Source organism: Erythrobacter sp. S227, assembly GCF_057364925.1.
In genome coordinates, this window is the sequence record NZ_CP200280.1 from 2,568,775 (window position 1) to 2,592,944 (window position 24,170).

27 protein-coding genes are annotated in these 24,170 nt (G+C 57.6%); 20 read left to right on the plus strand and 7 right to left on the minus strand.

The window, feature by feature from the left end:
• Nucleotides 1-44: 44 nt before the first annotated feature.
• A complete protein-coding gene (locus AC0V6Q_RS12195; RefSeq protein WP_486168645.1) occupies nucleotides 45-704 on the minus strand; it encodes a hypothetical protein in 660 nt (219 codons plus the stop codon).
• 80 nt (nucleotides 705-784) lie between these two features.
• Here AC0V6Q_RS12195 and glpX point away from each other — a divergent pair, with 80 nt between their 5' ends.
• Nucleotides 785-1,834, plus strand: coding sequence for a class II fructose-bisphosphatase (glpX, locus tag AC0V6Q_RS12200; protein WP_486168646.1), 1,050 nt, complete (start codon nucleotides 785-787; stop codon nucleotides 1,832-1,834).
• A 58-nt stretch (nucleotides 1,835-1,892) separates the two neighbouring features.
• Here glpX and AC0V6Q_RS12205 read toward each other — a convergent pair whose 3' ends face one another.
• A complete protein-coding gene (locus AC0V6Q_RS12205) occupies nucleotides 1,893-2,180 on the minus strand; it encodes a hypothetical protein (RefSeq protein ID WP_486168647.1) in 288 nt (95 codons plus the stop codon).
• 150 nt (nucleotides 2,181-2,330) lie between these two features.
• Here AC0V6Q_RS12205 and AC0V6Q_RS12210 point away from each other — a divergent pair, with 150 nt between their 5' ends.
• The 7 genes from AC0V6Q_RS12210 to rplT all read left to right on the plus strand — a co-directional run bounded on the left by AC0V6Q_RS12210 (nucleotide 2,331) and on the right by rplT (nucleotide 6,563).
• The gene (locus AC0V6Q_RS12210; protein ID WP_486168648.1) at nucleotides 2,331-3,002 is read left to right on the plus strand and encodes a hypothetical protein; all 672 of its coding nucleotides are present in this window, start codon (nucleotides 2,331-2,333) and stop codon (nucleotides 3,000-3,002) included.
• Nucleotides 3,003-3,111: 109 nt separating this feature from the next.
• The gene (locus tag AC0V6Q_RS12215) at nucleotides 3,112-4,047 is read left to right on the plus strand and encodes a ribose-phosphate pyrophosphokinase (RefSeq protein WP_486168649.1); all 936 of its coding nucleotides are present in this window, start codon (nucleotides 3,112-3,114) and stop codon (nucleotides 4,045-4,047) included.
• A complete protein-coding gene (locus AC0V6Q_RS12220) occupies nucleotides 4,047-4,418 on the plus strand; it encodes a ribose-phosphate pyrophosphokinase (protein WP_486168650.1) in 372 nt (123 codons plus the stop codon). The genes AC0V6Q_RS12215 and AC0V6Q_RS12220 overlap by 1 nt, the downstream gene beginning before the upstream one ends.
• Nucleotides 4,419-4,427: 9 nt before the next feature.
• The gene (locus tag AC0V6Q_RS12225; protein WP_486168651.1) at nucleotides 4,428-5,225 is read left to right on the plus strand and encodes an inositol monophosphatase family protein; all 798 of its coding nucleotides are present in this window, start codon (nucleotides 4,428-4,430) and stop codon (nucleotides 5,223-5,225) included.
• A gap of 13 nt (nucleotides 5,226-5,238) precedes the next feature.
• The gene (locus tag AC0V6Q_RS12230; protein ID WP_486168652.1) at nucleotides 5,239-5,670 is read left to right on the plus strand and encodes a gamma-glutamylcyclotransferase family protein; all 432 of its coding nucleotides are present in this window, start codon (nucleotides 5,239-5,241) and stop codon (nucleotides 5,668-5,670) included.
• A gap of 306 nt (nucleotides 5,671-5,976) precedes the next feature.
• Nucleotides 5,977-6,180 (plus strand): 50S ribosomal protein L35, encoded by a 204-nt coding sequence (gene rpmI / locus AC0V6Q_RS12235; RefSeq protein ID WP_486168653.1) that lies wholly within the window; start codon nucleotides 5,977-5,979, stop codon nucleotides 6,178-6,180.
• 23 nt (nucleotides 6,181-6,203) lie between these two features.
• Nucleotides 6,204-6,563: a 50S ribosomal protein L20 gene (gene rplT, locus AC0V6Q_RS12240; protein WP_486168654.1), complete on the plus strand. Its 360-nt coding sequence runs from the start codon at nucleotides 6,204-6,206 to the stop codon at nucleotides 6,561-6,563.
• Here rplT and AC0V6Q_RS12245 read toward each other — a convergent pair.
• Nucleotides 6,560-6,748 (minus strand): hypothetical protein, encoded by a 189-nt coding sequence (locus tag AC0V6Q_RS12245; RefSeq protein WP_486168655.1) that lies wholly within the window; start codon nucleotides 6,746-6,748, stop codon nucleotides 6,560-6,562. The genes rplT and AC0V6Q_RS12245 overlap by 4 nt on opposite strands.
• A 9-nt stretch (nucleotides 6,749-6,757) precedes the next feature.
• On the opposite strand from AC0V6Q_RS12245, the gene AC0V6Q_RS12250 reads away from it, so the two are divergent.
• The 9 genes from AC0V6Q_RS12250 (at nucleotide 6,758) to AC0V6Q_RS12290 (ending at nucleotide 17,168) form a co-directional block, all read left to right on the plus strand.
• Nucleotides 6,758-7,696, plus strand: a complete 939-nt coding sequence (locus tag AC0V6Q_RS12250) for a helix-turn-helix domain-containing protein (protein WP_486168656.1) — start codon at nucleotides 6,758-6,760, stop codon at nucleotides 7,694-7,696.
• A gap of 14 nt (nucleotides 7,697-7,710) precedes the next feature.
• Nucleotides 7,711-8,601, plus strand: coding sequence for a helix-turn-helix domain-containing protein (locus tag AC0V6Q_RS12255; protein ID WP_486168657.1), 891 nt, complete (start codon nucleotides 7,711-7,713; stop codon nucleotides 8,599-8,601).
• A gap of 78 nt (nucleotides 8,602-8,679) precedes the next feature.
• On the plus strand, nucleotides 8,680-9,795 hold the full coding sequence (gene pheS, locus AC0V6Q_RS12260; protein ID WP_486168658.1) for a phenylalanine--tRNA ligase subunit alpha: 1,116 nt from the start codon (nucleotides 8,680-8,682) through the stop codon (nucleotides 9,793-9,795).
• Nucleotides 9,792-12,191: a phenylalanine--tRNA ligase subunit beta gene (gene pheT, locus AC0V6Q_RS12265; protein ID WP_486168659.1), complete on the plus strand. Its 2,400-nt coding sequence runs from the start codon at nucleotides 9,792-9,794 to the stop codon at nucleotides 12,189-12,191. Before pheS ends, pheT begins: the two co-directional genes overlap by 4 nt.
• A 21-nt stretch (nucleotides 12,192-12,212) precedes the next feature.
• Entirely contained in the window at nucleotides 12,213-13,733 is a 1,521-nt protein-coding gene (locus tag AC0V6Q_RS12270) for a peptide chain release factor 3 (RefSeq protein ID WP_486168660.1), read from the plus strand.
• A gap of 36 nt (nucleotides 13,734-13,769) precedes the next feature.
• On the plus strand, nucleotides 13,770-14,639 hold the full coding sequence (locus AC0V6Q_RS12275) for an alpha/beta fold hydrolase (RefSeq protein WP_486168661.1): 870 nt from the start codon (nucleotides 13,770-13,772) through the stop codon (nucleotides 14,637-14,639).
• Between the two features lie 30 nt (nucleotides 14,640-14,669).
• Nucleotides 14,670-15,242 carry a pyridoxamine 5'-phosphate oxidase family protein gene (locus tag AC0V6Q_RS12280; protein WP_486168662.1) on the plus strand — a complete coding sequence of 191 codons (573 nt, stop codon included), beginning with the start codon at nucleotides 14,670-14,672 and terminating at the stop codon, nucleotides 15,240-15,242.
• A gap of 245 nt (nucleotides 15,243-15,487) precedes the next feature.
• A complete protein-coding gene (locus AC0V6Q_RS12285; protein ID WP_034962446.1) occupies nucleotides 15,488-15,826 on the plus strand; it encodes a P-II family nitrogen regulator in 339 nt (112 codons plus the stop codon).
• Nucleotides 15,827-15,845: 19 nt separating this feature from the next.
• Nucleotides 15,846-17,168 carry an ammonium transporter family protein gene (locus tag AC0V6Q_RS12290; RefSeq protein WP_486168663.1) on the plus strand — a complete coding sequence of 441 codons (1,323 nt, stop codon included), beginning with the start codon at nucleotides 15,846-15,848 and terminating at the stop codon, nucleotides 17,166-17,168.
• 147 nt (nucleotides 17,169-17,315) lie between these two features.
• On the opposite strand, the gene AC0V6Q_RS12295 is transcribed toward AC0V6Q_RS12290, so the two are convergent.
• From AC0V6Q_RS12295 to AC0V6Q_RS12310, 4 genes are read right to left on the minus strand one after another with little or no spacing between them, the layout of a single operon-like run.
• Complete coding sequence (locus AC0V6Q_RS12295) at nucleotides 17,316-18,905, minus strand: GMC family oxidoreductase (RefSeq protein WP_486168664.1); 1,590 nt, start codon at nucleotides 18,903-18,905, stop codon at nucleotides 17,316-17,318.
• A 10-nt stretch (nucleotides 18,906-18,915) separates the two neighbouring features.
• On the minus strand, nucleotides 18,916-19,902 hold the full coding sequence (locus AC0V6Q_RS12300) for a sterol desaturase family protein (RefSeq protein ID WP_486168665.1): 987 nt from the start codon (nucleotides 19,900-19,902) through the stop codon (nucleotides 18,916-18,918).
• A 12-nt stretch (nucleotides 19,903-19,914) separates the two neighbouring features.
• On the minus strand, nucleotides 19,915-20,313 hold the full coding sequence (locus AC0V6Q_RS12305) for a hypothetical protein (RefSeq protein ID WP_486168666.1): 399 nt from the start codon (nucleotides 20,311-20,313) through the stop codon (nucleotides 19,915-19,917).
• A 34-nt stretch (nucleotides 20,314-20,347) separates the two neighbouring features.
• On the minus strand, nucleotides 20,348-20,779 hold the full coding sequence (locus tag AC0V6Q_RS12310) for a protein tyrosine phosphatase family protein (protein ID WP_486168667.1): 432 nt from the start codon (nucleotides 20,777-20,779) through the stop codon (nucleotides 20,348-20,350).
• Between the two features lie 291 nt (nucleotides 20,780-21,070).
• On the opposite strand from AC0V6Q_RS12310, the gene AC0V6Q_RS12315 reads away from it, so the two are divergent.
• From AC0V6Q_RS12315 to argF, 3 genes are all read left to right on the plus strand, one after another.
• Nucleotides 21,071-21,868, plus strand: a complete 798-nt coding sequence (locus AC0V6Q_RS12315; protein WP_486168668.1) for a cold-shock protein — start codon at nucleotides 21,071-21,073, stop codon at nucleotides 21,866-21,868.
• A gap of 132 nt (nucleotides 21,869-22,000) precedes the next feature.
• Nucleotides 22,001-23,200 carry an acetylornithine transaminase gene (locus AC0V6Q_RS12320; RefSeq protein WP_486168669.1) on the plus strand — a complete coding sequence of 400 codons (1,200 nt, stop codon included), beginning with the start codon at nucleotides 22,001-22,003 and terminating at the stop codon, nucleotides 23,198-23,200.
• Nucleotides 23,200-24,138, plus strand: a complete 939-nt coding sequence (argF, locus tag AC0V6Q_RS12325) for an ornithine carbamoyltransferase (protein WP_486168670.1) — start codon at nucleotides 23,200-23,202, stop codon at nucleotides 24,136-24,138. The genes AC0V6Q_RS12320 and argF overlap by 1 nt, the downstream gene beginning before the upstream one ends.
• Nucleotides 24,139-24,170: the final 32 nt, after the last annotated feature.

Here is a 24,170-nt window from a genome sequence, read left to right on the forward strand (position 1 = left end):
CAAACATGCTGATAGGGTTGTGAGGGCTATTCTAGCCTGCAATGTCACTGACCGGGGAGCTTGGGTGCATCCAATCCTGCTGCGCGCCGGCGCCGCTGGATTTCTTCGGGGGTCAAATCCTCATCCTTGCCCAATGGAGGAAGCCCCCGCGCAATCCGGTCCGCATCCGACCCTTCGGGTGCTTCGGGCAAGGCTTCAATATCGATGATAAGCGCCGCTTCGCCCGGGCAAGGCGGGATTACGCAAAGGCCCCCAACCGTTGCGGGGCCCTTGAAGATGCCGCCACCGGCGACATCAACCGGCTTTTCGCCTTGGGTTCGCTCCGCATAGCTACGCTCGAACTCTTCCTTGTTCCACGATCCGTCTGTGTCTTCGCCCAACTGGCGGCACACGACAATCTCGTTGGCAATGCGCGCGGCATCGGCTTCTTCCTCGCAGTCCTCGATCAGCAATTGATCGGACTGGCTGCGCGGCTTGGTAATCATCAGGTCAAGGACGCGGCGCTCTTGTGGTTCAGGGGGAGCGGGAGCTGCAGCTTCTTCGGCTTCTTCGCCTTGCGCCGTATCACCGGCTTCATCCTGCGCTGCCAGAGGACTTGCAAGAATAGCGAAGCATGCACCCAAATAAAGCGCGCCAAAGCGCACCGCGCTGACCCGGTTCAGGGGCCTCACATTTTCCGGATTTTGCATTGCAGTGCTCGACAAGCCTGTGTCCTCATGGCTAAGCGCGAAAAGGACATTAAGGCCCCGATCAATCTAATGGGCGCATAAGGACTGAATTCCCCATGAACACTCCAAATCTCCCGCAAGCTTCTGACACAGATGTTCTGGCCGCAAAAGAGGGTGATGACGAAAACGCGATTGACCGTGTGCTCGTCCTTGAAATGGTCCGCGTGACCGAAGCGGCCGCTGTTGCTGCTGCGCAATTGATTGGTCGCGGCGATGAGAAAGCTGCGGATGCAGCCGCGGTTGAGGCCATGCGCCGTGCGTTCGATACGCTTTATATGGATGGCACGGTGGTCATCGGTGAGGGTGAGCGCGACGAAGCGCCTATGCTATACATCGGAGAGAAAGTGGGCGGCGCGCCGGGCAAAGGTCCCCAGATTGATATCGCATTGGACCCTCTTGAAGGGACCACCATCACGGCAAAAGCTGGCCCCAATGCTCTGGCCGTTCTGGCCGCGTCAGAGAAGGGCGGCCTTCTCAATGCGCCTGATGTTTACATGGACAAGCTTGCGGTTGGTCCGGGCTTTCCAGCCGATGTGATCGACCTTGCCAAAACGCCTACGGAAAATGTCGAATCGGTGGCAGCAGCAAAGGGCGTGAAGCCCTCCGAGATCAATGTCTGTGTCCTCGACCGTCCGCGCCATGCCGACCTCATCGCTGAGCTTCGCGGCATTGGTTGCGGCGTGCATTTGATCGGTGATGGCGATGTCGCAGGCGTGATCGCTGTGACGGACCAGGACACTACCATCGACATCTACATGGGACAGGGCGGCGCGCCAGAAGGCGTTCTTGCCGCTGCTGCATTGCGATGCGTCGGTGGCCAGTTCAACGGTCGCCTGCTTTTCCGCAATGACGATGAAAGATCGCGTGCCAAAAAATGGGGCATCACTGACCTCAACAAGATCTACAAGCTGGAAGAGCTTGCGAAGTCGGACTGCATCTTTGCTGCGACAGGTGTGACGGACGGATCGCTTCTGGAAGGTGTCAAGAAGCGCAAGAAATCGACCGGCGCGACTATTATGACCACCGACAGCGTAGTGATGCGCGCGTCGAGCGGCACAGTGCGCTGGATCCGGGGCGAACACCGGATCACGCCGCATAGGGGGTGATTGCGATAGCCGGCTTTGAGACTTACCCGGAAAGTCCTGCTCGGCGCCAAGTTTATTTCTAACCCGGAATTGAAATCCCTGCACGGGCCGCGCAGCTGCGGGTCGTGCTTTCGACCTGTGCGCGGTTCGGACCAAGCATATCGGTGATTTCCAAACCTTGTTCAGCCAGACTGTCTACCAGGCAGGTGCACATGGCGTTGCCCTGCGATGGGTTAGGCGCCATCTGGCCAAACTGGCGTTCGCATTTGGCGATGCCGGCCAAGCGCACTTCCTCAGGGCTTTGAGGACCACATGCCGCAAGTATATAGGTCAGGGCGATGGTTGCAGGAATTGTAATGGTTCGCATGACGTGTCCTCCTTGCGTGTGCTCGGTCTTATGCAGCTTGGATCCTAAATCGACGTTAAGTCAGAGGGGCGAGCTGTTGTGGTCAGCGCGGGTTCATTATTTGGGCGCGAAAGCTTGACCGACTTTGCAAACACCTAACGGACCTTTCCCTTGTCTGCTGCCCGCGTATTCCTGGCATCGCTATTCCTCGCGCAAAGCACAATGCTTGGCGCCGAGAACGCCAGATTGTTGGCGGACCCCTTGTTTGACGCCCGCTTGGCAGAACTTGCCGCGCAAGACGCCCCGTTGAAAGTTGCTTTGGAGCATTCGCCCGATTGCGAGGGAGGCTGCATCACTCCCAGCGAAGCTTTGAAAATGGCCTTCGAGGCAGGCGAGGGCGAGGCGCGCGCCGGGCGGTTCCTACTCGACATCAAAGGGGGCGGGCAAAGCATTAGTGGCTCGTTGGAGCAGCTCTTTTTCGTAAGCTCGCGGACCGACTATGCGCGCTTTGGCACGCTCACCATCGCGATTGAGCCGGACGCGCTCTACAATCTCCTGCGCCGCGCAACTGTTTGCAAGACCCGCGATTTTACGCCGGGGCGAATTGATGTGAAGGGCTGCCGCCAGGACACGAATTTCGACCTCAACATGTTCACAATGATTCAACGTCTAGGTGGCCGGAGGATCGCGGTTGATGGCGAAGTGCGTTTGCAATGGATTGACGCGCGCACTGGCCTTCCAAAGCCCGTTGCGAACAAACGCGGCGAGCGCGAAGCGGGCTACTATCAGGTGTGGATCAGGGTCGATGATGCCGATCAGGTGATATTCGTTTACGATGAGTAATTGCTCTTCTGCTGTCACTTGGTTGACGACAAGCCCCATCTCGCATGTTGCAATTCAATGACGCTCCAGTAGGCGGGTGACACCATCATACACACGGGGATTCGCATACATGAAGATCATGTCCGGCAATTCGAACCTGCCGCTCGCCCGGGCCATTGCGGCCTATCTCGAAATCCCTTTGACCGATGCGAGCGTTCGCCGGTTTGCCGACGAAGAGATCTTCGTTGAAATTCACGAGAATGTGCGCGGACAGGACATGTTCCTGGTGCAACCGACCGGATATCCCGCCAATGACAATCTGATGGAGCTTCTCATCTGCATCGATGCGCTAAGGCGCGCGTCGGCCAAGCGGATTACGGCTGTGATCCCTTACTTCGGATATGCGCGTCAGGACCGCAAGCCCGGCCCCCGCACGCCAATCTCGGCAAAGCTGGTTGCAAACCTGATCACAGAGGCTGGCGCTGACCGTGTGCTTGCCGTGGACCTGCACGCAGGGCAGATTCAGGGTTTCTTCGATATCCCGACAGACAACCTCTACGCAGCGCCCGTTATGGCCGCCGATATTCAGGCGCGGTATGGCGATCATGATTTGATGGTCATTTCTCCAGACGTAGGCGGTGTTGTCCGCGCACGGGCTCTTGCCAAACGCCTCGACAATGCCCCTCTGGCCATCGTCGATAAACGCCGCGACCGCCCCGGAGAATCCGAGGTCATGAACATCATCGGCGATGTTTCTGGCCGACACTGCATTCTGATTGACGACATCGTCGATTCAGGCGGCACTCTGTGCAACGCAGCCGAAGCGCTGCTCGAAAACGGTGCAAAGTCTGTCGCAGCCTACATCACCCACGGCGTCCTTTCAGGCGGCGCGGTGGCTCGCATCGACGGCTCGAAATTGAAGGAGCTTGTTATCTCCGATTCGATCCAGCTGACCGAGGCCGCCGAATCTTCGGACAAAATCCGAGCGCTGCCAATCGCCCCGCTGGTAGGCGAAGCAATCCGCCGGATTGCCGATGAAAGCTCCGTCTCGAGCCTGTTTGACTGATGTTCGACCGGGCTGAAGTCCGGGAAATCCTCATTGGCGCAGCGCGCGCTGGTAATGCGCTCACCTACTCTCAGATGCTGCAACTGCTCGGTTACCGCTTCACGCGGCCCAAGATGAGGGCGCTTTGCGCTGCGCTCGATACAATCGATCAAGATGGCCGTCTGGATGGGGAGCCAGATTTGGCGGTCCTGGTTGTGCGCCAGTCCGACGGGCTCCCGGGGCAGGGCTGGTTTGTAAACCGCTCGCATCTTGCAGATGAAATGGCCAAAGAAACCGGGCTGGCCTGGCCACTCGATTGGGAGGGCGCCGAGGCGAAGGCCTATGTTGCGTTCCATCAAAAGCGGGCTTTTGATTACTGGCAAGATCGCTAAAGAACGCCCATGACTCCAGCCGATCTACACTTCGCAAACCGCCTCGCTGATGCCGCCGGTTCCGTTATCCGACCGCTGTTTCGTGGCGATTGGGAGGCGGAAACGAAAGATGACTCCTCTGCCGTTACCGAGGCGGACCGCGGTGCCGAGGCGGTCATGCGCAAGATGATCGAGGAAGAACGCCCCGATGATGGCATTATTGGCGAAGAATACGGTCGCACCAACGAAGGCGCAGGCCGCCAATGGGTGCTCGATCCCATCGATGGCACGCAAAGCTTTGTCGCAGGCCGAGCGATTTTCGGCACTCTGATTGCTCTAATGCAGGATGGCTGGCCGGTGCTGGGCATTATCGACCAGCCGATCCAGCGTGAACGCTGGGCAGGGCGCGTGGGCGAGGTGACGACCCTCAACGGTAAGGCGGTGAAGACCCGTCCGTGCCGCGCGGTAGAGGGCATGAGCATGGCCACCACGTCGCCCCATTGCTTTAGCGCAGGAGAGGCGGACGCATGGCTGAATGTGGTCACTAACGCCTACCCCAAAATGCCTTTCCCGATCTATGGCGGCGATTGCTACAATTACGCGCTTTTGGCGAGCGGCCAGATCGACCTCGTGATGGAAAGCGGCCTCAAGCTCCACGATTACGCGGCATTGGTCCCCGTGGTTGAGGGCGCTGGCGGTATTATGAGCGATTGGCAGGGCAACCCGCTTGATGCCGAAAGCGATGGATCGGTGATTGCGCTAGGCGATCCGGCGCGGCTTGAGGATGTGATGGCGGCGATGGGCGGGGGCGCACAGCACAATCACTGAAGCCGATTATGCCATGACCCAGCCTACCCACCTCTTCTTCTACGGCGTCCTCCAGGAAGGTCTCGGCCCCGACGGCGGCGATTGGCCGTTTCTGAAAGGTCTTGGCATGGGAGCGCCTGCGACAACGCAAGGGGCGCTCTATGCAATACCGACCGATCATGGCTGGCACCCCGCGCTGATCCTGACGCAGGCGCGCTATGCATCAGTCGTCCACGGTGCGATCCATGAGGCGTCCCAGGTCGATATGGCTCCGGTCGACGAGTTTGAAGGGCCAAGCTACATGCGGCAAGCTGTGCCGGTCGATGGCTGGGACGGCTATGGCGACACTGAGGCTGACGCATACATCTGGACCGATGATCTGCCACAGGGCGCGCAGCTTATCGCCAGTGGCAATTTTGCGCTATGGCTCGAAGAGACCGGGCATAAGGCCTATACGGGTGGATGAAACACCCCTGCTGCCTGATCAGCATTTTCCTACTCCGGCATCTCAGGGTAAACGGGCCGCCATGCACCGCTTCATGACATCGCTATCGGGCCCTCTGTTAGGCTTGGTCGAACCAACGGAAAGTTTTTTGGCCCTGAACAGTGTGTCAAGTGTGTCAAACTTTGGCAGGGGTAAGGCACCGAATCACTTGCATCTATGTGCAAATTCGTTATGTGCCGCCGCCTACCGACACGTATTTGAGCGTTCGGCCTGGCGACAAGGGCTGCCAGGGTTGAGCCAATGTGTCTCTTTATGAAGGAGATGAAAATGCCCAAGCTTAAGACCAAAAGCGGTGTGAAGAAGCGCTTCAAAATCACCGCAACTGGCAAGGTCAAGCACGGTGTTGCTGGTAAGCGCCACCGCCTGATCAGCCACAATGCAAAGTATATCCGCCAGAACCGTGGAACCTCGGTCGCCTCAGACCCGGACACGAAGACGATCAAAAAATGGGCCCCTTACGGGCTCAACTGATCGAATAGTCAGGAGATAGAGATATGCCACGCATTAAACGCGGTGTTACCACGCGCCAGAAACACAAGCGTCTTCTTGAGCAGGCCAAGGGTTACCGCGGCCGCCGCAAGAACACGATCCGCATCGCCCGTCAGGCCGTCGAAAAAGCAGGCCAATACGCCTACCGCGACCGCAAGGCAAAGAAGCGCAGCTTCCGCGCGCTTTGGATCCAACGCATCAACGCAGCTGTTCGCGCTGAAGGCCTCACATATTCGCAATTCATGCACGGTGTGAAGCTTGCCGGGATCGAACTTGACCGTAAAGTCATGGCCGATCTTGCAATGCACGAAGAGGCGGCATTCAAAGCGATCATCGCACAGGCGAAAAGCGCTTTGCCAGCTTAATCGCCGGCAAAATCGCGGCGCAAGCCGATGATGGCCGTTTGCGAATAAGCAGTGCGGTCGGCCAGAACAAAAAAGGGGCCCGGCGTCAAAATTGGCGCTGAGGCCCTTTTTGCATCTGGAGAAGAGCCGAACCCAGCTTGTACATATGCGCCTAAAACCTTGTAGTTTTTCGACAACTGCGCCAAACCTTGCGCATGTCCACGGAGGAACATCTAGACGGCCAAGCCACCTCCGCCGCAGCTCGGAGCGGGTCGAGCCATTCGGTCCGCGCGGTGTTTCATCCGGCACCCGCAAAATTCGATGGCTGTTTTACGACCTATTACCAGCTGAAACTCGATGTTGCTGACGGTGGATTGGTCGAAGACTACCTGCAACCTGAATGGGCCAATATCCGGTTCTTCGCAGGCTCCACTCCCGCATCTCGGATTGCCGGCCAGACCCTCTCTGGCGTTCGTTTCGTTGCGACCGGCCCAAGTTCGGTAGCGAACAAATTCAATGTCGGCACATCGCGCATGTGGGGTATCGGCATATTGCCATTAGGCTGGGCCCGCCTGATAGACGCAGAAGCCTATGACTATCGCAACACATTGCTTGACGGCGCGCGCGACAAGGCATTTGCGAAGTTTGATGACCTTTCAAATCTTCTTTGCAATCCGGGCGCTGACGTCGAAGAGCAGCTTTCTGCGATCAACCAAACGATGGAACGGTTGATGAGACCATCGCGTGATGAGGACAAGATTGTTCGAGTGCACGATGAGCTTGTAAATGGTGACCACCTCGCGGTTTCCAGCCTCGCTGATGCCTGTGCGATGAGTGTGCGGACGCTTGAACGGGTTTGCCGCCGGTTCTTTGGCTTTACCCCAAAGCGGCTAATGCGCCGCCAGCGCTTCACGCGCAGCCTTACCAGCTACATGCTTCATCGCGGGGTCTTGTGGACTGAGGCGATGGATGAAGAGTATCACGATCAGGCGCAATTCACCCGCGAGTTCACCGAATTCATGACGATGACCCCGAGCAAATATGCAAGCCTCGATCACCCAATCCTTGCGTCCTTCATGGAGGCGCGAGAAAAGGTCTGGGGTAGCGCGGCCCAAGCGCTTGATCGGCCGAGCAAGTCTGACGATGATGTCTGATAAAAGGACGAGCCGTGCACGCTGAGCCGGGCAATTCAGTGTCGATCCGCTTTGCGCTCCCCAGCGCCAGGCTTAGGCCTTTCATCACCACCTATTACTGTACTCAAGTCGTCGCCTCAAAGGGTGATCCGATGATCGAAGATCGTCTTCATCCCGAATGGGCGAACCTGCGATTTATGGACGAAAGCATGTCGCAAAGTGCGACTGCGTCGTCGCCTTTTGAGGATGTACCCCGGTTTGCGGTGGCAGGACCAACTGCGACAGCACCCAGATTTCGGATGAAACCGGGCAGAAGCTGGGGCATTGGCCTTATGCCGCTTGGCTGGGCGGCTCTGTTCGATGCTCCTGCAAGCGATTACTGCGATAAGGTTGTGGACGGCAACGAGGATCCCGTGTTCTCTTCCTTTCAGCCACTGGCAAGTATACTGTCCAATAGCAGCGGCGATTTTGCCGAGGAGCTAGCTCTGATCGAGGCACATATGGACGGGCTTGCTTTGCGAGACACCGTCGAAATGCGGGCGATCCACCTGTTGAATGCGGCTTTGGTGAATCCCAAAATCGGCACAGTTGCTCAAATGGCTGAGGATGTTTCGATGAACGTGCGCTCGCTGGAACGCCTTTCCAAACGAGCGTTTGGATTTTCGCCCAAGCTGTTGCTCAGGCGACAACGTTTCTTGCGCAGTCTTTCCAAATTCATGCTCGATCCATCGATGAAATGGCTCAATACTCTCGATCAGCAATACCATGATCAGGCACATTTTGTTCGGGATTTCAAACGGTTCATGGGCATGGCTCCAAGTACTTACGCCAAGCTGGACAAGCCGATTTTGATGGCGGCGGCAAAGGCACGTATGGCGATTGCGGGGCAGGCTGTACAGGCTTTGCACGATCCGGGCACTGACTAATCGAGTGAAGATGCGAAACGCGCTTTGCATGTGAGCGCGATTCTCGCTAGCGGACCGGCCAATTGGAAAGCGGAATTAATGACCGAACTGACAGATCAAAAACAGGCCGTGCTTGCGGCAATCGAAGCGAGCACTAGCCTCGACGCGCTTGAAGAGCAGCGCGTGGCAGCGCTTGGCAAAAAGGGCTGGGTGAGCCTTGCGCTCAAAACACTCGGGCAGATGAGCCCTGATGAGCGCAAAGAAGCCGCGCCTGCCATTCAAGCGGTGCGCGGCGAGGTGGCGGAAGCAATTGATGCAAAGAAGGCCGATCTCGAAGCAGCGGCTCTCGAAGTGCAGCTGGCAAGCGAGACGATTGACCTCACGCTTCCCGCGCCAGAGCAACCGAAGGGCTCGATCCACCCGGTCAGCCAAGTGATGGATGAGCTTGCCGAGATCTTCGCCGACCTTGGCTTCTCCGTGGCGACCGGCCCCGAGATCGAAGACGATTGGCACAATTTCACCGCGCTCAACATGGATGAAAGCCACCCTGCGCGCGCGATGCACGACACGTTCTATTTTTCGGACAAGGCGGCAGACGGCGCTTCGATGTTGCTGCGGACCCACACATCGCCGGTGCAGATCAGGTCGATGAAGGCCGAGGGTGCCCCCATCCGCCTCATCGCGCCGGGCCGGGTTTATCGTTCTGATAGCGATGCAACTCACACCCCGATGTTCCATCAGGTCGAAGGGCTTGTAGTGGATGAGGACATTCACCTCGGCCACCTCAAATGGACGCTGGAGACCTTCTTCAAAGCCTTCTTTGAGCGCGAAGATATCGTGCTACGTCTGCGCCCCTCCTACTTCCCGTTCACCGAGCCTTCGGTCGAAGTCGATGTCGGCTATTCCAACGAAGGCGCCGGAAAAGAAGGCGGGCGCCGCGTTGTGGGCGGCCACGGGGATGATGATGGCCACGACTGGATGGAATTGGGCGGCAGCGGCATGGTCAACCGCCGCGTGCTTGAATTCGCTGGGATCGATGCTGACAAATACCAAGGGTTCGCCTTTGGCCTCGGCATCGACCGCATCGCTATGCTCAAATACGGGATGAACGATTTGCGCGCCTTCTTCGACGGCGATCCGCGCTGGCTCGAACACTATGGCTTCTCGCCCTACGATCAGCCGACGCTTTCTGCCGGTGTGGGAGTGCGCCCATGAAGTTCTCAACCACATGGCTAAAAGACCACCTCGATACAGGGGCTAGCCTTCAAGAAATTTGCGACGCGCTCAATGCGATTGGCCTCGAGGTTGAAGGTGTCGAAGATCCTTCTGAGACCCTCGCGGGTTTCCGTGTTGCGCATGTCCTTTCGGCCGAAAAGCACCCCGATGCTGACAAGCTTCAAGTGCTCAGCGTCGATACCGGAGAAGGCGATCCAGTTCAGGTTGTATGCGGCGCGCCCAATGCGCGCGCTGGGATGAAAGGCGTGCTTGGTCTTCCGGGAGCCGTCGTACCTTCCAACGGCATGGAGCTGCGCAAGGCGGCCATTCGCGGGGTCGAAAGCACTGGCATGATGTGTTCTGCGCGCGAGCTGGAACTTGGCGAAGATCACGATGGCATCATAGAACTTCCAGAGGACGCGAGCGTCGGCCATAGCTTTGCCGACTACCAAGGCTCATCACCGATCATTGAAGTTGCGATCACGCCCAATCGTCCCGATTGCATGGGCGTTTACGGCATCGCGCGCGACTTGGCAGCGGCAGGCTTGGGCACGCTCAAGCCCATCGCCTTCCCGAAGTTTGAGGCCTCGGGCGAGTGCCCCATCGAAATCCGCACCGATGACCCCGAGGGATGCCCTGCGTTCTACGGCCGGGTCATCAAGGGCGTCAAAAACGGCCCATCGCCCGATTGGATGCAGCAGCGTTTGAAGTCGGCTGGCCAGAAGCCGATCTCGCTTCTGGTGGACCTAACCAACTACCTCATGCTTGCCTTCGGGCGCCCTGCTCACGTTTATGACCTTGCCAAGCTGCAAGGCTCGATCTGTGCGCGCCGGGCAAAGGCGGGCGAAGAGCTTCTCGCGCTGAACGAGAAGACCTACACGCTCGACGACACCATGACCGCGATTGCCGATGAGGCGAAAGTGCTGGGCATTGGCGGCATCATGGGCGGCGAGGAGACAGGGGTGCAGGATGACACCAAGGATGTTCTCCTCGAAATCGCCTATTTCGACCCTGCCAGAACCGGTGTCACGGGCCGCCAGCTTGGCCTTGCGACCGATGCGCGGATACGGTTTGAGCGCGGGGTCGATCCTGAGTTTCTGGAGCAAGGCCTCGACCTTCTCACAGGGCTCATCACGGAGCTTGCTGGCGGAACGGCGGGCGAGGCTGTGCATGCTGGCTCGCCCCCAACAAAGGCCAAGGTCGTCGCATTCGACACGGCTCTTACCAAACGACTTGGCGGCGTAGATATCGCTGACGCCGAGCAGCGGGCGATCCTTGAGAGCCTCGGCTTCGAGGTCTCAGGCGATTGGCAGGTCACCTGTCCACTTCGTCGTAATGACATCGAAGGGCCTGCAGACCTCGTCGAAGAGGTCGTGCGTATTCACGGCCTTGATAAGGTTGAAAGCGTCGCGCTTCCCCGCGTGGACGGTGTGGCACGGCCAACGGCCAGCCCGCAGCAAATGCTCGAGCGCAAACTTCGTCGTGCGGCGGCTGGCAGCGGGCTGGATGAGGCGATTACTTGGTCGTTCTTGCCCGAAGACGTCGCGGCGCATTTCACCGCGACCGATGATCTGTGGAAGCTAAGCAACCCGATCAGCGAAGACATGAAGGTCATGCGTCCCTCGCTCATCCCCGGCCTGTTGATGGCAGCCAAACGCAATGCAGATCGCGGTGCAGGATCAACGCGGGTGTTTGAACTGGGTCGCCGCTATTTCCGCGGCAAAGCGGGCGCAAGCGATGAGCGAGCGACCTTGGGAGTGGTCCTTGCAGGGGAAAAGACGACGCGCGGCTGGGCCACTGGCAAAGCGGCAAGCTTTGATGCTTACGATGCGAAGGCTGCTGCTCTCACTTTGCTTGAAGCAGTAGGTGCTCCAACGGCGCGGTTGATGGTGATGGGTGAGGCGGGCGACCAGTTCCATCCGGGCCAATCAGCCACCTTGCGCCTCGGTCCCAAGATTATCCTTGCCCGCTTTGGCATGATGCACCCTGCAACGCTCAAGGCCTTCGACATGGACGGACCGGTGGCAGCGGTTGAGCTGTTCCTTGATGCCATCCCTGCGAAAAAGGCGGGCAAGGGCCCTGTCAGCTTTGCCCGGCCAAGCTTCACGCCGCCCGCGCTCCAAGCAGTGACGCGCGATTTCGCCTTCTTGGTGGCCGCTGACCTAGCCGCCGAAGACCTGCTCAAATCGGTGCGCGGATCGGACAAGGTGAACATTGCGGGCGCGCGCGTCTTTGACGTGTTCACCGGTGAAGGTGTGCCCGAGGGGCAAAAGTCGATTGCAATCGAGGTGACGCTGCAACCGCAGGACAAGAGCTTTAAAGACAAAGAGCTAAAGGCCATCGCCGACAGCGTCGTGGCAGCTGCGGCCAAAATGGGAGCAGAGCTGCGGGGCTAACCGCGGAGCACTGAGAACTTGATGTCAAATCGCCGCACCTTCGCGATCATTTCGCACCCCGACGCTGGTAAGACGACGCTTACCGAGAAGCTCCTCCTGCAAGGCGGCGCGATCCACCTTGCGGGCGAGGTCAAGGCGCGCGGCGATCAGCGGCGGGCGCGCTCGGACTGGATGAAGATCGAACAGCAGCGTGGGATTTCGGTGACCTCGTCGGTCATGACGTTCGAGCGTGAGGGCGTGACGTTCAACCTGCTTGATACGCCGGGCCACGAGGATTTCTCAGAGGACACTTATCGCACTCTGACGGCGGTGGATTCGGCCGTGATGGTGATCGATGCGGCAAAGGGGATCGAGCCGCAAACGCGCAAGCTCTTTGAAGTCTGCCGCCTGCGCTCTGTCCCGATCATCACCTTCGTCAACAAGGTCGACCGCGAGGGACGGCCGGTCTTCGAGCTGCTCGACGAGATTGCAGACATGCTCGCGCTCGATGTTTCTCCGCAGATGTATCCGGTTGGCATGGGCGGAGAATTCCAAGGCATTCTCGACTTTGCGAGCGGCGAAGTCGTCGTGCCAGAGGGCCCATCGCGCGAGTTCAAGGGCACACGCATTGCAGATTTCGACCTACCCGAAGAGGTCGCTGAGAACGTTGAGCTGGCTCAAATAGGCTATCCCGAGTTTGACCTTGAGGCCTACCGCAATGGCGACATGACGCCTGTGTATTTCGGGTCAGCGCTTAAAAACTTCGGCGTGACAGAGCTGATCGAAGCCATCGCCAATTTTGCCCCGCCGCCGCGCCCGCAACCCGCAGGGGACGAGCAAATCGCGCCCGATCACGGTGAGGTCTCCGGCTTTATCTTCAAAGTTCAGGCGAACATGGACCCCAATCACCGCGACCGCATTGCCTTTATGCGTCAGGTTTCGGGCACATTTAAGCGCGGCATGAAGCTGACGCCCTCTGGGCTTGGCAAACCGATTGCGATCCACTCTCCTATCCTGTTTTTTGCGCAGGACCGCGAGATTGCGGACACCGCTGAAGCAGGCGACATCATCGGCATTCCCAACCACGGAACTCTGCGCGTAGGCGACACTTTGTCAGAGAAAAACCAGCTGCGCTTTACGGGCCTGCCCAACTTTGCGCCGGAAATCCTGCGCCGTGTCCAATTGAAAGACCCGACCAAGACCAAGCAGCTTAGGAAAGCGCTCGACGACCTTTCCGAAGAGGGCGTCATTCAGGTCTTCTACCCAGAGATCGGCGCGCAGCACATCGTGGGCGTTGTCGGACAGCTTCAGTTGGATGTTCTTATCTCGCGGCTGTCGGCCGAGTATAAGGTCGAGGCAGCGTTGGAGGCATCGCCCTTTGCGACTGCACGCTGGATCAAGGGCGATACGTCAGCGCTCAATGAGTTTGAGGGTTTCAACCGCGCAAACCTTGCCCGCGACCGTGATGGCGACCTTGTCTTCATGGCGAAGTCGCCCTGGGACGTGAACTATCAGGTTGAAAAGAACCCCGAGCTCACTTTCTCGGCCACCAAAGAAAGGTAGCTTGCGAGGACTGGCAGTTCACGGCATTGGGATCACATGACCCACTCAGGCCCCACCTCTCAAAGCTTCATCTCCCAACGCCTCAAACTGAATGATGTCGATTGGGGCAACCATGAGGCACCGCCGCTTGTCCTGGTTCATGGTGGCCGCGATCATGCGCGTAGCTGGGATTGGACGGCTGAGGAATTGGCCAAGGACTATCACGTGGTTGCGATGGACCACCGCGGGCATGGCGACAGCGATTGGGTGTCAGATGGTAATTACACATCCAACGACATGGTCTACGACCTTGCCCAATTGGTGCATCAGCTTGGCCGGGGGGCTGTAACAATCGTCTCCCACTCGATGGGGGGCAATGTCGCACTTCGGTATACAGGCATGTTCCCCGATATGGTGACAAAGCTGGTCGCGATTGAAGGCTTGGGGCCTTCGCCAGAGTGGAAAGCCAAACAGCGCGAAACGGCTTACCCTGAACGGATGCGCGAGTGGATCGAGAAAAAGCGCAAAGCCGCAGGGCGCACCCCGCGCAAATATGAGAGCATCGAGGCCGCTTTTGCGCGCATGATTGAAGAAAACTCGTACCTCACCGAAGAACAGGCGCGCCACCTCACCATCCACGGCGTGAACCGCAACGAAGACGGAACCTACAGCTGGAAATTCGACCCGCATTTGAACGTGTGGCAGGTCGAGGATGTGGCCGATGAATTTATGGAAGCGATCTGGGGCGCGATTACGTGCCCGACGTTGCTTCTTTATGGCGAGAAGAGCTGGGCCTCCAATCCTGAAAAAGACGGGCGGCTCGAGCATTTCAACACCGCCAGCGTGATCGAATTCGAAAACGCAGGCCACTGGCTACACCACGATCAATTCGACAGATTTATGTCCGTCTTGCGCGACTTCCTCTAGATTTCGGGCCTTAATTCTCAGGAGCAGCTCATGGCCGAATTCTTCGATGCATTAGATGAAAAGCATGTGGCCATGATCGAGAAGCAGGCCGTGTTCTTCGTTGCCACAGCTGCGATCGATGGGCGCATAAACCTTAGCCCCAAGGGCTATGATGCATTCTGCGTGCTCTCGCCCACTCAGGTTGCCTATCTTGATCTCGGCGGCTCGGGAAATGAGACCCATGCCCATGTGATGTCGGATCAACCCGACAAGGGGCGTATCACGATCATGTTCTGCAATTTTGAACAGCCCGCCTTGATATTGCGCATTTATGGCAAAGGTCGTCCAGTTCTGCCGCAGGACGCCGAATGGGAGGCGCTGTCGGCCAACTTCACATTGCTTCCAGGCACCAGGCAGATTTTCGTGATTGATGTTGAGAGCGTGCAGACCTCGTGTGGTTACGGCGTTCCCTTCATGAGCTTGGAAGGTGAGCGCAATACTCTCACCAAACTCCACGGGAACGCCGACCCCGCCGCTTGGGAAGCCAAGATGGCTGGGCGCACTTCCAGCATTGACGGCCTGCCCACTCGCGCAACGACGCAGTATATTTCAGGCGATTCCTGACCCCTGTTAGATTGTTACGTGCGGCCGCCTAAATTTGCGCGAAAGTGACCGCGACTGCCTAAAAAATAAACAGAAGGTTAAAAATTGGGCAGGCATTTTTGTGCAGTTGCACATCCTGCTGAATGGAATCGCTCCATCATGTCTGGTTTCCCCTGCGTTACCTCGCCCTTTTAGAAAATGGCACGCTCCTTGCTGCTTGTTGAAGCGAGCCGGATTGGCCGGCTGGAACCATAAAGGGGGCAAGGATGAAATTCATCATCGCCATCATAAAACCATTTAAGCTCGATGAGGTGCGCGAAGCATTGGGCGCAATCGGTGTCGCCGGAATGACCGTTTCGGAGGTCAAAGGCTTTGGCCGTCAAAAAGGCCAGACCGAGATTTATCGCGGGGCTGAATACTCCACCAATATGCTTCCTAAAGTGAAGCTCGAAATTGCCGCTAGCGACGATATCGCTGAGCAGGTGGTCGAAACCATTCAGCAGACAGCCAACACCGAAGCCATTGGTGACGGCAAAATCTTCGTCCTCGACCTTGCTTCAGCCACGCGCATCCGCACCGGCGAAGCTGGCGAAACCGCACTTTAAGCCCTCGGAGAACAGGCATATGATAAAACCTCTCCTGAAAGCCGCTGCTCTCCTTGGAGCTTGCGCGCTTGTCGCTCAGCCTGCCCTGGCAGCTGTTCCAGATGCGGAGGTCGTTTCGGCCGGAACCGCATATATTTTCAACACCCTGCTGTTCTTGATCGGTGGCTTCCTGGTGATGTGGATGGCTGCTGGCTTTGCTATGCTCGAAGCTGGCCTTGTCCGTGCCAAGAACACGTCAACACAGTGCCTTAAAAACATCGGCCTATATTCCATCGCCGGTTTGATGTTCTGGGTAATCGGTTATTCGATCGCCTACCCTGGCTTTGCCGAAGGGTCGCTCGGCCTGTTTGGCATTGCTGGTTTCCCATACGCCATGCAAGGCGTCAGCGAGGCCGACACAGGCACCGGTTACTCGGTTGCGTCCGACTGGTTCTTCCAGATGGTTTTCTGTGCAACCACCGCTTCGATCGTTTCGGGCACCGTGGCAGAGCGGGTAAAGATTGTTCCGTTCTTCATCTTCGTGACGGTTCTCACCGGCATCATTTACCCAGTTGTTGTCAGCTGGGAATGGGGCGGTGGCTATCTTGATAGCGTCCACGGCTTTAGCGATTTTGCGGGCTCGACCCTTGTTCACTCAACCGGTGGCTGGGCTGCTCTCGTTGGCGCAATCATCATCGGTGCGCGTGCCGGTCGGTATGGCGCAGACGGCAAGATCAATGTCTTCCCTGCATCGAACATTCCGCTTGCGACGCTGGGTACATTTATCCTGTGGCTCGGTTGGTTCGGCTTCAACGGTGCTTCGCAGCTTGCGATGGGCACCGTGGGCGATGCTTCCGATGTTTCGAAGATCTTCGTCAACACCAATATGGCAGCAGCCGGCGGTGTGGTCGTGGCGATCATCCTGACACAGGTTCTCTACAAAAAAGCAGACGTCACCATGGCCCTTAACGGCGCGCTGGCTGGCCTCGTGTCGATCACTGCCGAACCGCTTGCTCCGACTGTGGGTCAATCGATCCTGATCGGCGGCATCGGCGGCGCGATTGTGGTCTTCACTGTTCCACTTCTGGACAAGTTCAAAATCGACGATGTTGTCGGCGCTATCCCGGTTCACCTGATCGCAGGTATCTGGGGCACGCTCATCGTTGCGTGGACGGGTGATGCGACCTTCGTGGGTCAGCTGGTCGGTGTTCTTCTCACCGCCGTCTGGGTCTCAGCTGCATCGGCTGTCGTGTGGCTCGCTCTCAAATACACTATCGGTGTGCGTCCTTCGGAAGAAGACGAAATGAACGGGCTCGATAAGGCTGAGATCGGTGTCGAAGCCTATCCTGAATTCGCTCGATAAGAGCGCAACCAGTTTGGCGGGGTAAGAGACTCTCTCTCCTCTCCCCTCTTATCCCGCCAACCGATGTTCCTCCTGCGAACAATCAAACTTTTGAAGGCCGGAGCGCACGAAACGCTCCGGCCTCTTTTTTGTCTGCAGAGTATGGGTTTAGGCGGTTTCCGCCGATTTGATGAAGTCCGCGCAGCGCTCGCCGATCATAATGCTGGGAGCGTTGGTGTTGCCGCTCACAAGTTTGGGCATAATGCTCGCATCAGCAATCCACAGGCCATCGAGCCCGCGCATTTTGAGCGTGGTGTCGACAACCGCATCCTTATCTGCGCCCATGCGGCAGGTACCGACGGGGTGGTACACTGAATCAGCCCGCTCGCGGATGAGATGATCTAGTGCATCGTCGTCATTCAAGTCGACCGGGTGGCGGTCCGTCGGGCCGTAAGCCTGCAATGCTGGAGCCTCTGCAATCCGGTGAGACAGCCTGACGCCTGCGCGCATGACCGCAATATCGCGGTCATCGTCCAGGAAATTAGGGTCAATAAGCGGTGCCGCAGCAGCATCATTTGAACCGAGGCGCACGGTGCCATGGCTTTCCGGGCGAAGCACGCAGGCATGCAGCGAAAATCCGTGCGCCTTAATCTGTTCACGCCCGTGATCTTCGAGGACAGCAGGCACAAAATGCCATTGAACGTCGGGAGCAGGCGCTCCGTCCGTCACGGTCCAGAAACCGCCCGCTTCTGCATAAGGCGTAGTCATCCGGCCGGTTCGCTTGCGGCGATGTTCGATCACTGCCGCTGCCATTTGGAGCGTGCCTTTGAGGGTGCCGCCAATGGGCACATCACTTTCTGTTTCCCAGCCAGACACATAATCAATGTGATCTTGCAGGTTCGATCCAACAGCAGGCTTGTCGAGGACAACCTCGATACCTTGCTCTTTCAAATGATCGGCAGGGCCGATGCCTGAGAGCATAAGGATTTGAGGTGAATTGAACGCGCCTGCCGAGAGAACAACGCCGCGACGCGCATGGATCGTCTCTGATTTCTTTCCGCGACGGATTTGCACTCCGGTGACCCGCCCGTCTTCCACGACGAGTTTTTCAACCAGAGTGTTCGTGCGAATGTCGATATTACCTTGCTCGCGGATAGGCTCGACATAGGCGCGCGCTGCTGACCACCGTTCGCCATCGCGCTGGGTCACTTGGTACAGGCCAAAGCCCTCTTGGCCCTCACCATTAAAATCGTCATTTCGTTTCAGCTGCAATTCACCGGCGGCCTCCACGAACGCGTGGCTCGTGGGATTGGTGCCGCGCTGGTTGGAAACGAACAACGGTCCGCCGCCGCCATGGTAATCGTTGGCGCCGTTCTCATTGCTTTCCGCTTTGCGAAAATAGGGGAGAACGTCATCGTATGACCAGCCGATGCAGCCCATCTCGGCCCAATTATCATAGTCCCAGCGGTTTCCGCGAATGTAGACCATCGCATTGATCGCAGATGATCCGCCAAGGCCTTTGCCGCGTGGCTGATAACCGATCCGTCCGTTCAGCCCCTTTTGCGGGACAGTATCAAATTTGTAATTCGACGAATTGCGGATGAAAGGCATGAAGCCTGGCGTCTTGATCAACATATTGTTGTTGCGACCGCCTGCTTCGAGCAGGCAAACCCGGCGCGTACCATCCACGCTCAATCTGCCGGCAACCGCGCTTCCCCCGCTGCCACCGCCAATGACGATGTAGTCAAAACTATCCATGATCTCTCCTTCAGTAAGGAGAGTTAGCAGCTTGCGCAGCGTCTGCAATCGGGTTTCGATCAGCCACTTGGTCTGTTTGAGGCTTGGGCTCTGCCTCTTGCCGCCTCAGCCACTTCGCGCGGATCGTGTCGGAAGTCTCCCGGCTCCCGTCATGGGTCCAGCCGGGCTCGCGCAGGAGGTAGGAAAGCTTGTGGCGCCATGGGCTGCGCCAGATATCGCTGATCATCCCGATCCATTCATGGAATACGGCGTAGAGCAGATTGAAGCTGCCCAATTGCTTGACGATGCCATAGCGGATGGGCTCAGCCCCATCTCTTGCCGACAGTTCCTCCTCAAACGTGCCGAACATCTTGTCCCAGATGATAAAGACACCGGCATAGTTGCGATCAAGGTATCGCGGATTGGTCGCATGGTGGACGCGGTGATGGCTGGGTGTGTTCATAACCGCTTCGAACCAGCGCGGCATACGGTCAATCGCCTCTGTATGGATCCAGAACTGGTAGACGAGGTTGAACCCGCCACAGATCGCAATCATGGCCGGGTGGAAACCTAGAAGCACCAGAGGCAGTGCAAACAGCAGCCCGAACGTGAACGCCCCGGTCCAGCTTTGTCGCAAGGCTGTCGAGAGGTTGTAATGCTGGGAAGAATGGTGGTTCACGTGGCTCGCCCACATCCATCGGATGCGATGGCCAGCACGGTGCACCCAATAATATTTGAGGTCATCCAGCACGAAGCAAAGCGGCCAAGCCCACCAAATGCTCCACCACTCGGGCCCCATGTCGAAGATGCGATATTGATATGCCTCGATGAACACAAAGGCGGCGAACCCGCCAAACAATGCCCCGGCAACCGTGGAGCCTAGGCCAAAGGCCAGGCTCACCAAAGTGTCCATCGGCTCATAGCTCTGCGGACTGCGCAGACGTGACCAAATCATCTCCGCGAGAACGGCGACCACAAAAAGCGGCACGGCATACTGGGTGGGCGAAAAATCTGGCATAACTGCTTTGCGTTATAACCTGTTGATCGCATCGACCCAAATGCCGGGTTCATCGAGGGAAAGTCTCACGCTGCCAAAACGCGCATCGCCAACGTCAACAATGATCGCGTCCACCTCTTCATTAACGCGTGCGCTGTCGTTGAGCATGCGCCCTGCAAAGCGATTGCCGTGGCGCTTTATGAGCATCATTCGTCCATTGGCATCGCGGGCAAGAGCGGCATCTCCCCGCCTCGATATTGCGAACTTGCCCGGCTCGAAGCCATCTTCAACCTCGCCCGCAGCAAACCTCACCGAATCCTCGTCAGTGAGTTTTGGCTGCCCACCTAACCGTAGTGCTCTTGCAAGACCGTAGAGCGCAAGAATTGCGACCAGAGACACAAGAAACTGCAACAGAAGTGGATGAATGTTCATTCGCGAAGGCCCAAGCGCAGTAGAGAGCCAAGCGCTAGCGCGCGGCCAGCATGTCCATCATCGGGCGAAGGGGACTTACGTCATAGCCCGCTGCCATGGCAGCTTGTGTGATCGCGTCGGGATCGGCTCCCATTTTGGCGCTTGCCAGCGCCCAAAGAAATGTCGAGCGGGTGCCTGAGCGGCAATAGGCGAGCAAACCACCTTCCGCGTTTTTCATGGCCTCAACCATGGCGTCGATCTGCACTTCGCTAAAGCCAGAATGCCCGATGGGAATTGCAATATAGCCAAGGCCTTGTGCCAATACTTCTGCTTCGATGGCATCGCTTTGCGGCGCATTCGGGTCTTCACCATCGGGACGATTGTTGATTATTGTGGTTACGCCAGCGGATTTTGCAAAGGCGACATCGGCAAGCTCGATCTGTTGGCTTGCAAAGACCGTTTCGGAGAGTGGTTTGAAATCTGGCACGGCTTCCCTGCTCTTTTTAGGCTGATTGTCAGTTCTTGTTCGCTCGATAGGCGCAAGCAATCAGTTTGTCGCGTAAGCAACACTATTTGACCGCTGGATTCGCCATATTTTTACGACAGAGGCCTTAAATAGCTTAAAACGTTCGCAAACAGCGTTTATCTGCGCTATGTGGATAAGTGGAAAGAAGAGGTCCAGATTCTTTAGGGTCCTTTTCAACGTCTGATACGGCTCGTTGCCCTCGTCGTCGGCGTCTTTGAAGTTGGGCAGCGTAATTAAGGTATATGCTCAGTTATGGGATACGACAGGGGACGTCGACGCGGCCGGGACAAGCGCGACGGATTCGGCGAAGATAGCTTCGATCCATTTGGTGGCGGTGACGGTTATTCGCCGCCGCGCGATTTCGGAAATGACCGTGGCGGCGACCGCTTTGGTGGCGGTGGCGGCGGCGACCGTTATGGCGGCGGAGGCGGCGGTGATCGTTTCGGCGGCGGCGGTAGTGATCGCGGTGGCTTTGGTGGCGGTCCTCGTGGCGGCGGCGGTGGACGCGGCGGCCCGGGTGGCGGCGGCGCTGGCGGAGGCGGCGGTTTCAATCGCATGCCCGCTCAAGTCGTTGGAACCGGCAAGGGAACGGTTAAGTTCTTCAATGGCCAAAAAGGCTTTGGCTTCATCCAGCAAGAAAGCGGCGGCGAGGATGTGTTCGTGCACATCAGTGCAGTCGAGCGCGCTGGCCTCGAAGGCCTGGCTGAGGGCCAGGAGCTCGAATTCAACCTCGTCGATCGCGGAGGCAAAGTGTCTGCGCAGGACCTGCAAGTCGTCGGTGAGGTAATCGAAGTTCAGAAGGCTGACGCTGGCCCGCCCAAGCGCGAGCTTACCGGTGACAAAGCAACCGGCACTGTCAAATTCTTCAACTCGATGAAGGGTTTTGGCTTCCTCGTGCGCGATGATGGCGAACCAGATGCCTTCGTTCACATTAGCGCGGTTGAGCGTTCAGGCCTCTCCGAGATCAACGAAGGCGAACGTTTTGAGTTCGACCTCGAAGTTGACCGACGTGGCAAGTATTCTGCGGTCAATCTGGTGCCGGTGCAGTAATAAGTTTCTGTCACGCACATTGTCCGTTTGACCAATTGATCGAGCGGCCTTTTCTAATCTAGCATGGCGGCTCACGTGTGGGCCGCCATTTGCTTTTGGGGTCCGATCTCACAGAATTCAGGAAAAGATATTATGACGATTTCGCCGCTTATGCCTGTTTACCCGCGCTGCGGAGTTCGGCCTGTAAAGGGCGAGCACTGCCACCTTATTGACGAGGACGGCACGCGCTATCTCGATTTTGCCAGCGGTATTGCAGTGAACCTATTGGGCCACTCGCACGCAGGGTTGATCGAAGCGATCCAGACCCAAGCCGCACAACTGATGCATGTCTCCAACCTTTACGGTAGCCCGCAAGGTGAGAAACTGGCCCAACAATTGGTCGATACGACGTTTGCCGACACCGTGTTCTTTACCAATTCAGGCGCAGAAGCGGTCGAAGGCGCGATCAAAGCGGCTCGTGCCTATCACCAGAATGCCGGTGATGAGGGCAATGCGGAGCGGTTTGAGCTAATTACTTTTGCGAATGCCTTCCACGGCCGGACAATGGCAACGATCAGCGCGTCAAACCAAACCAAGATGCACCACGGTTTTTCGCCGCTGCTTGATGGCTTCAAATATGCCGAATTTGACGATCTGGAATCGGCGAAAGCTCTGATGGGCCCGCATACCGCTGGCTTTCTGGTCGAGCCGATCCAGGGGGAGGGCGGTATTCGCCCTGCTTCGGATGAGTTTATGAAGGGCCTGCGTGCTCTTGCCGATGAGCATGATCTGATGCTGGTTCTGGACGAAGTGCAATGCGGCGTTGCGCGGACCGGTAAGATGTACGCCTATGAGCATTATGGCATTGAGCCCGATATTGTGGCCACTGCTAAAGGCCTAGGGGGAGGCTTCCCGCTCGGTGCTGTTCTAGCAACGGAGAAGGCAGCGCGCGGTATGACCTTTGGTACCCATGGTTCGACCTATGGCGGCAACCCGCTCGCAATGGCAGCGGGAAGTGCCGTTCTGGATGCGGTGGCTAATCCGGAATTTCTCGCCGAGGTGACCGAGAAGGGCGAACGGATCCGGACGCGCCTTGAACAATTCATCGGCAACTATCCTGACCTGTTTGAACTGGTTCGGGGCAAGGGCTTGATGCTGGGGATCAAGATGAAGGTCGAAAGCCGTCCATTCTTTGTCCATCTTCGCGACAATCACCAGCTTCTGACAGTGGCTGCTGGCGACCAAACACTGCGGGTCATTCCGCCGCTTGTCATTGGTGATGCAGAGATTGAGGAATTCTTCGAGAAGCTGTCGGCTGGTGCTGCGAGCTTTGAAGCGCCGGCTGCTGCGTGATGTCTGGTCAGGTTAAGCACTTTCTTGACCTCGGCGATGCCGGGGCAGACGCAATAGCCGCGATGATTGCCGATGCGATTGATCGCAAGGCTGCGCGTGCTGGCGCACCCAAGGGTGAGGCCGACAAAGACGCCCCGCTGGCAGGTCGCGTGCTGGCGCTAGTGTTTGAAAAGAACTCCACCCGCACGAGGGTCAGTTTCGATATCGCCATGCGGCAGCTTGGCGGAACCGTGCTTATTCTTGAGGCGGGATCAAGCCAGCTTGGTCGCGGTGAAACCATTGCGGATACAGCGCGGGTCCTTAGCCGGATGGTCGATGCGATCATGCTGCGCACCGATGATCATGCCAAGATCGAGGAAATGGCGCGGCATGCCACTGTTCCGGTGATCAACGGTCTGACCGATCGTTCCCACCCGTGCCAGATCGTCGCCGACCTGCTGACGGTCATCGAACATGGCAAGGCTCTTCCTGGTCTGGAGCTCGCCTGGTTTGGTGACGGTAACAACGTGTTGCATTCCATTCTCGAGGCTGCGGGCCTGATGAAATTCAACGTGCGTGTGGCAACCCCCGAAGGGTTTGAGCCTAGCCCGGAGTTTGTGGAAATGGCGCGCTCTGGCGGGGCACAGGTTACACCGACCAACTCGGCTGCCGAGGCAGCGACTGGCGCGGATGTTCTCGTCACGGATACATGGATTTCCATGGGGCAGACTGATGCGGACGCGAAACGCCGCGCCATGGAACCCTTCCAAGTCAATCATGCGCTCATGCAAAGGGCAAAGCCGGACGCTCTCTTCCTTCACTGCTTACCAGCCCATGTCGGTGAAGAGGTGAGCGAGGAAGTGTTCGAGAGCGCACAATCGGTTGTTTTCGATGAAGCCGAAAACCGCATTCATGGACAAAAATCGGTCCTATTGTGGTGCTTTGACCGTTTGGGTTGATTGTCTTTGCAAAATTGGCCGCGAGTTAGGCC

Coding starts and splice junctions, on each gene's coding strand:
- glpX (WP_486168646.1), top strand. CDS start 785: ATGAACACTCCAAATCTCCCGCAAGCTTCTGACACAGATGTTCTGGCC.
- AC0V6Q_RS12205 (WP_486168647.1), bottom strand. CDS start 2,180: ATGCGAACCATTACAATTCCTGCAACCATCGCCCTGACCTATATACTT.
- AC0V6Q_RS12215 (WP_486168649.1), top strand. CDS start 3,112: ATGAAGATCATGTCCGGCAATTCGAACCTGCCGCTCGCCCGGGCCATT.
- AC0V6Q_RS12220 (WP_486168650.1), top strand. CDS start 4,047: ATGTTCGACCGGGCTGAAGTCCGGGAAATCCTCATTGGCGCAGCGCGC.
- AC0V6Q_RS12225 (WP_486168651.1), top strand. CDS start 4,428: ATGACTCCAGCCGATCTACACTTCGCAAACCGCCTCGCTGATGCCGCC.
- AC0V6Q_RS12230 (WP_486168652.1), top strand. CDS start 5,239: ATGACCCAGCCTACCCACCTCTTCTTCTACGGCGTCCTCCAGGAAGGT.
- rpmI (WP_486168653.1), top strand. CDS start 5,977: ATGCCCAAGCTTAAGACCAAAAGCGGTGTGAAGAAGCGCTTCAAAATC.
- rplT (WP_486168654.1), top strand. CDS start 6,204: ATGCCACGCATTAAACGCGGTGTTACCACGCGCCAGAAACACAAGCGT.
- AC0V6Q_RS12250 (WP_486168656.1), top strand. CDS start 6,758: ATGTCCACGGAGGAACATCTAGACGGCCAAGCCACCTCCGCCGCAGCT.
- pheS (WP_486168658.1), top strand. CDS start 8,680: ATGACCGAACTGACAGATCAAAAACAGGCCGTGCTTGCGGCAATCGAA.
- pheT (WP_486168659.1), top strand. CDS start 9,792: ATGAAGTTCTCAACCACATGGCTAAAAGACCACCTCGATACAGGGGCT.
- AC0V6Q_RS12270 (WP_486168660.1), top strand. CDS start 12,213: ATGTCAAATCGCCGCACCTTCGCGATCATTTCGCACCCCGACGCTGGT.
- AC0V6Q_RS12275 (WP_486168661.1), top strand. CDS start 13,770: ATGACCCACTCAGGCCCCACCTCTCAAAGCTTCATCTCCCAACGCCTC.
- AC0V6Q_RS12280 (WP_486168662.1), top strand. CDS start 14,670: ATGGCCGAATTCTTCGATGCATTAGATGAAAAGCATGTGGCCATGATC.
- AC0V6Q_RS12285 (WP_034962446.1), top strand. CDS start 15,488: ATGAAATTCATCATCGCCATCATAAAACCATTTAAGCTCGATGAGGTG.
- AC0V6Q_RS12290 (WP_486168663.1), top strand. CDS start 15,846: ATGATAAAACCTCTCCTGAAAGCCGCTGCTCTCCTTGGAGCTTGCGCG.
- AC0V6Q_RS12295 (WP_486168664.1), bottom strand. CDS start 18,905: ATGGATAGTTTTGACTACATCGTCATTGGCGGTGGCAGCGGGGGAAGC.
- AC0V6Q_RS12300 (WP_486168665.1), bottom strand. CDS start 19,902: ATGCCAGATTTTTCGCCCACCCAGTATGCCGTGCCGCTTTTTGTGGTC.
- AC0V6Q_RS12305 (WP_486168666.1), bottom strand. CDS start 20,313: ATGAACATTCATCCACTTCTGTTGCAGTTTCTTGTGTCTCTGGTCGCA.
- AC0V6Q_RS12315 (WP_486168668.1), top strand. CDS start 21,071: ATGGGATACGACAGGGGACGTCGACGCGGCCGGGACAAGCGCGACGGA.
- AC0V6Q_RS12320 (WP_486168669.1), top strand. CDS start 22,001: ATGACGATTTCGCCGCTTATGCCTGTTTACCCGCGCTGCGGAGTTCGG.
- argF (WP_486168670.1), top strand. CDS start 23,200: ATGTCTGGTCAGGTTAAGCACTTTCTTGACCTCGGCGATGCCGGGGCA.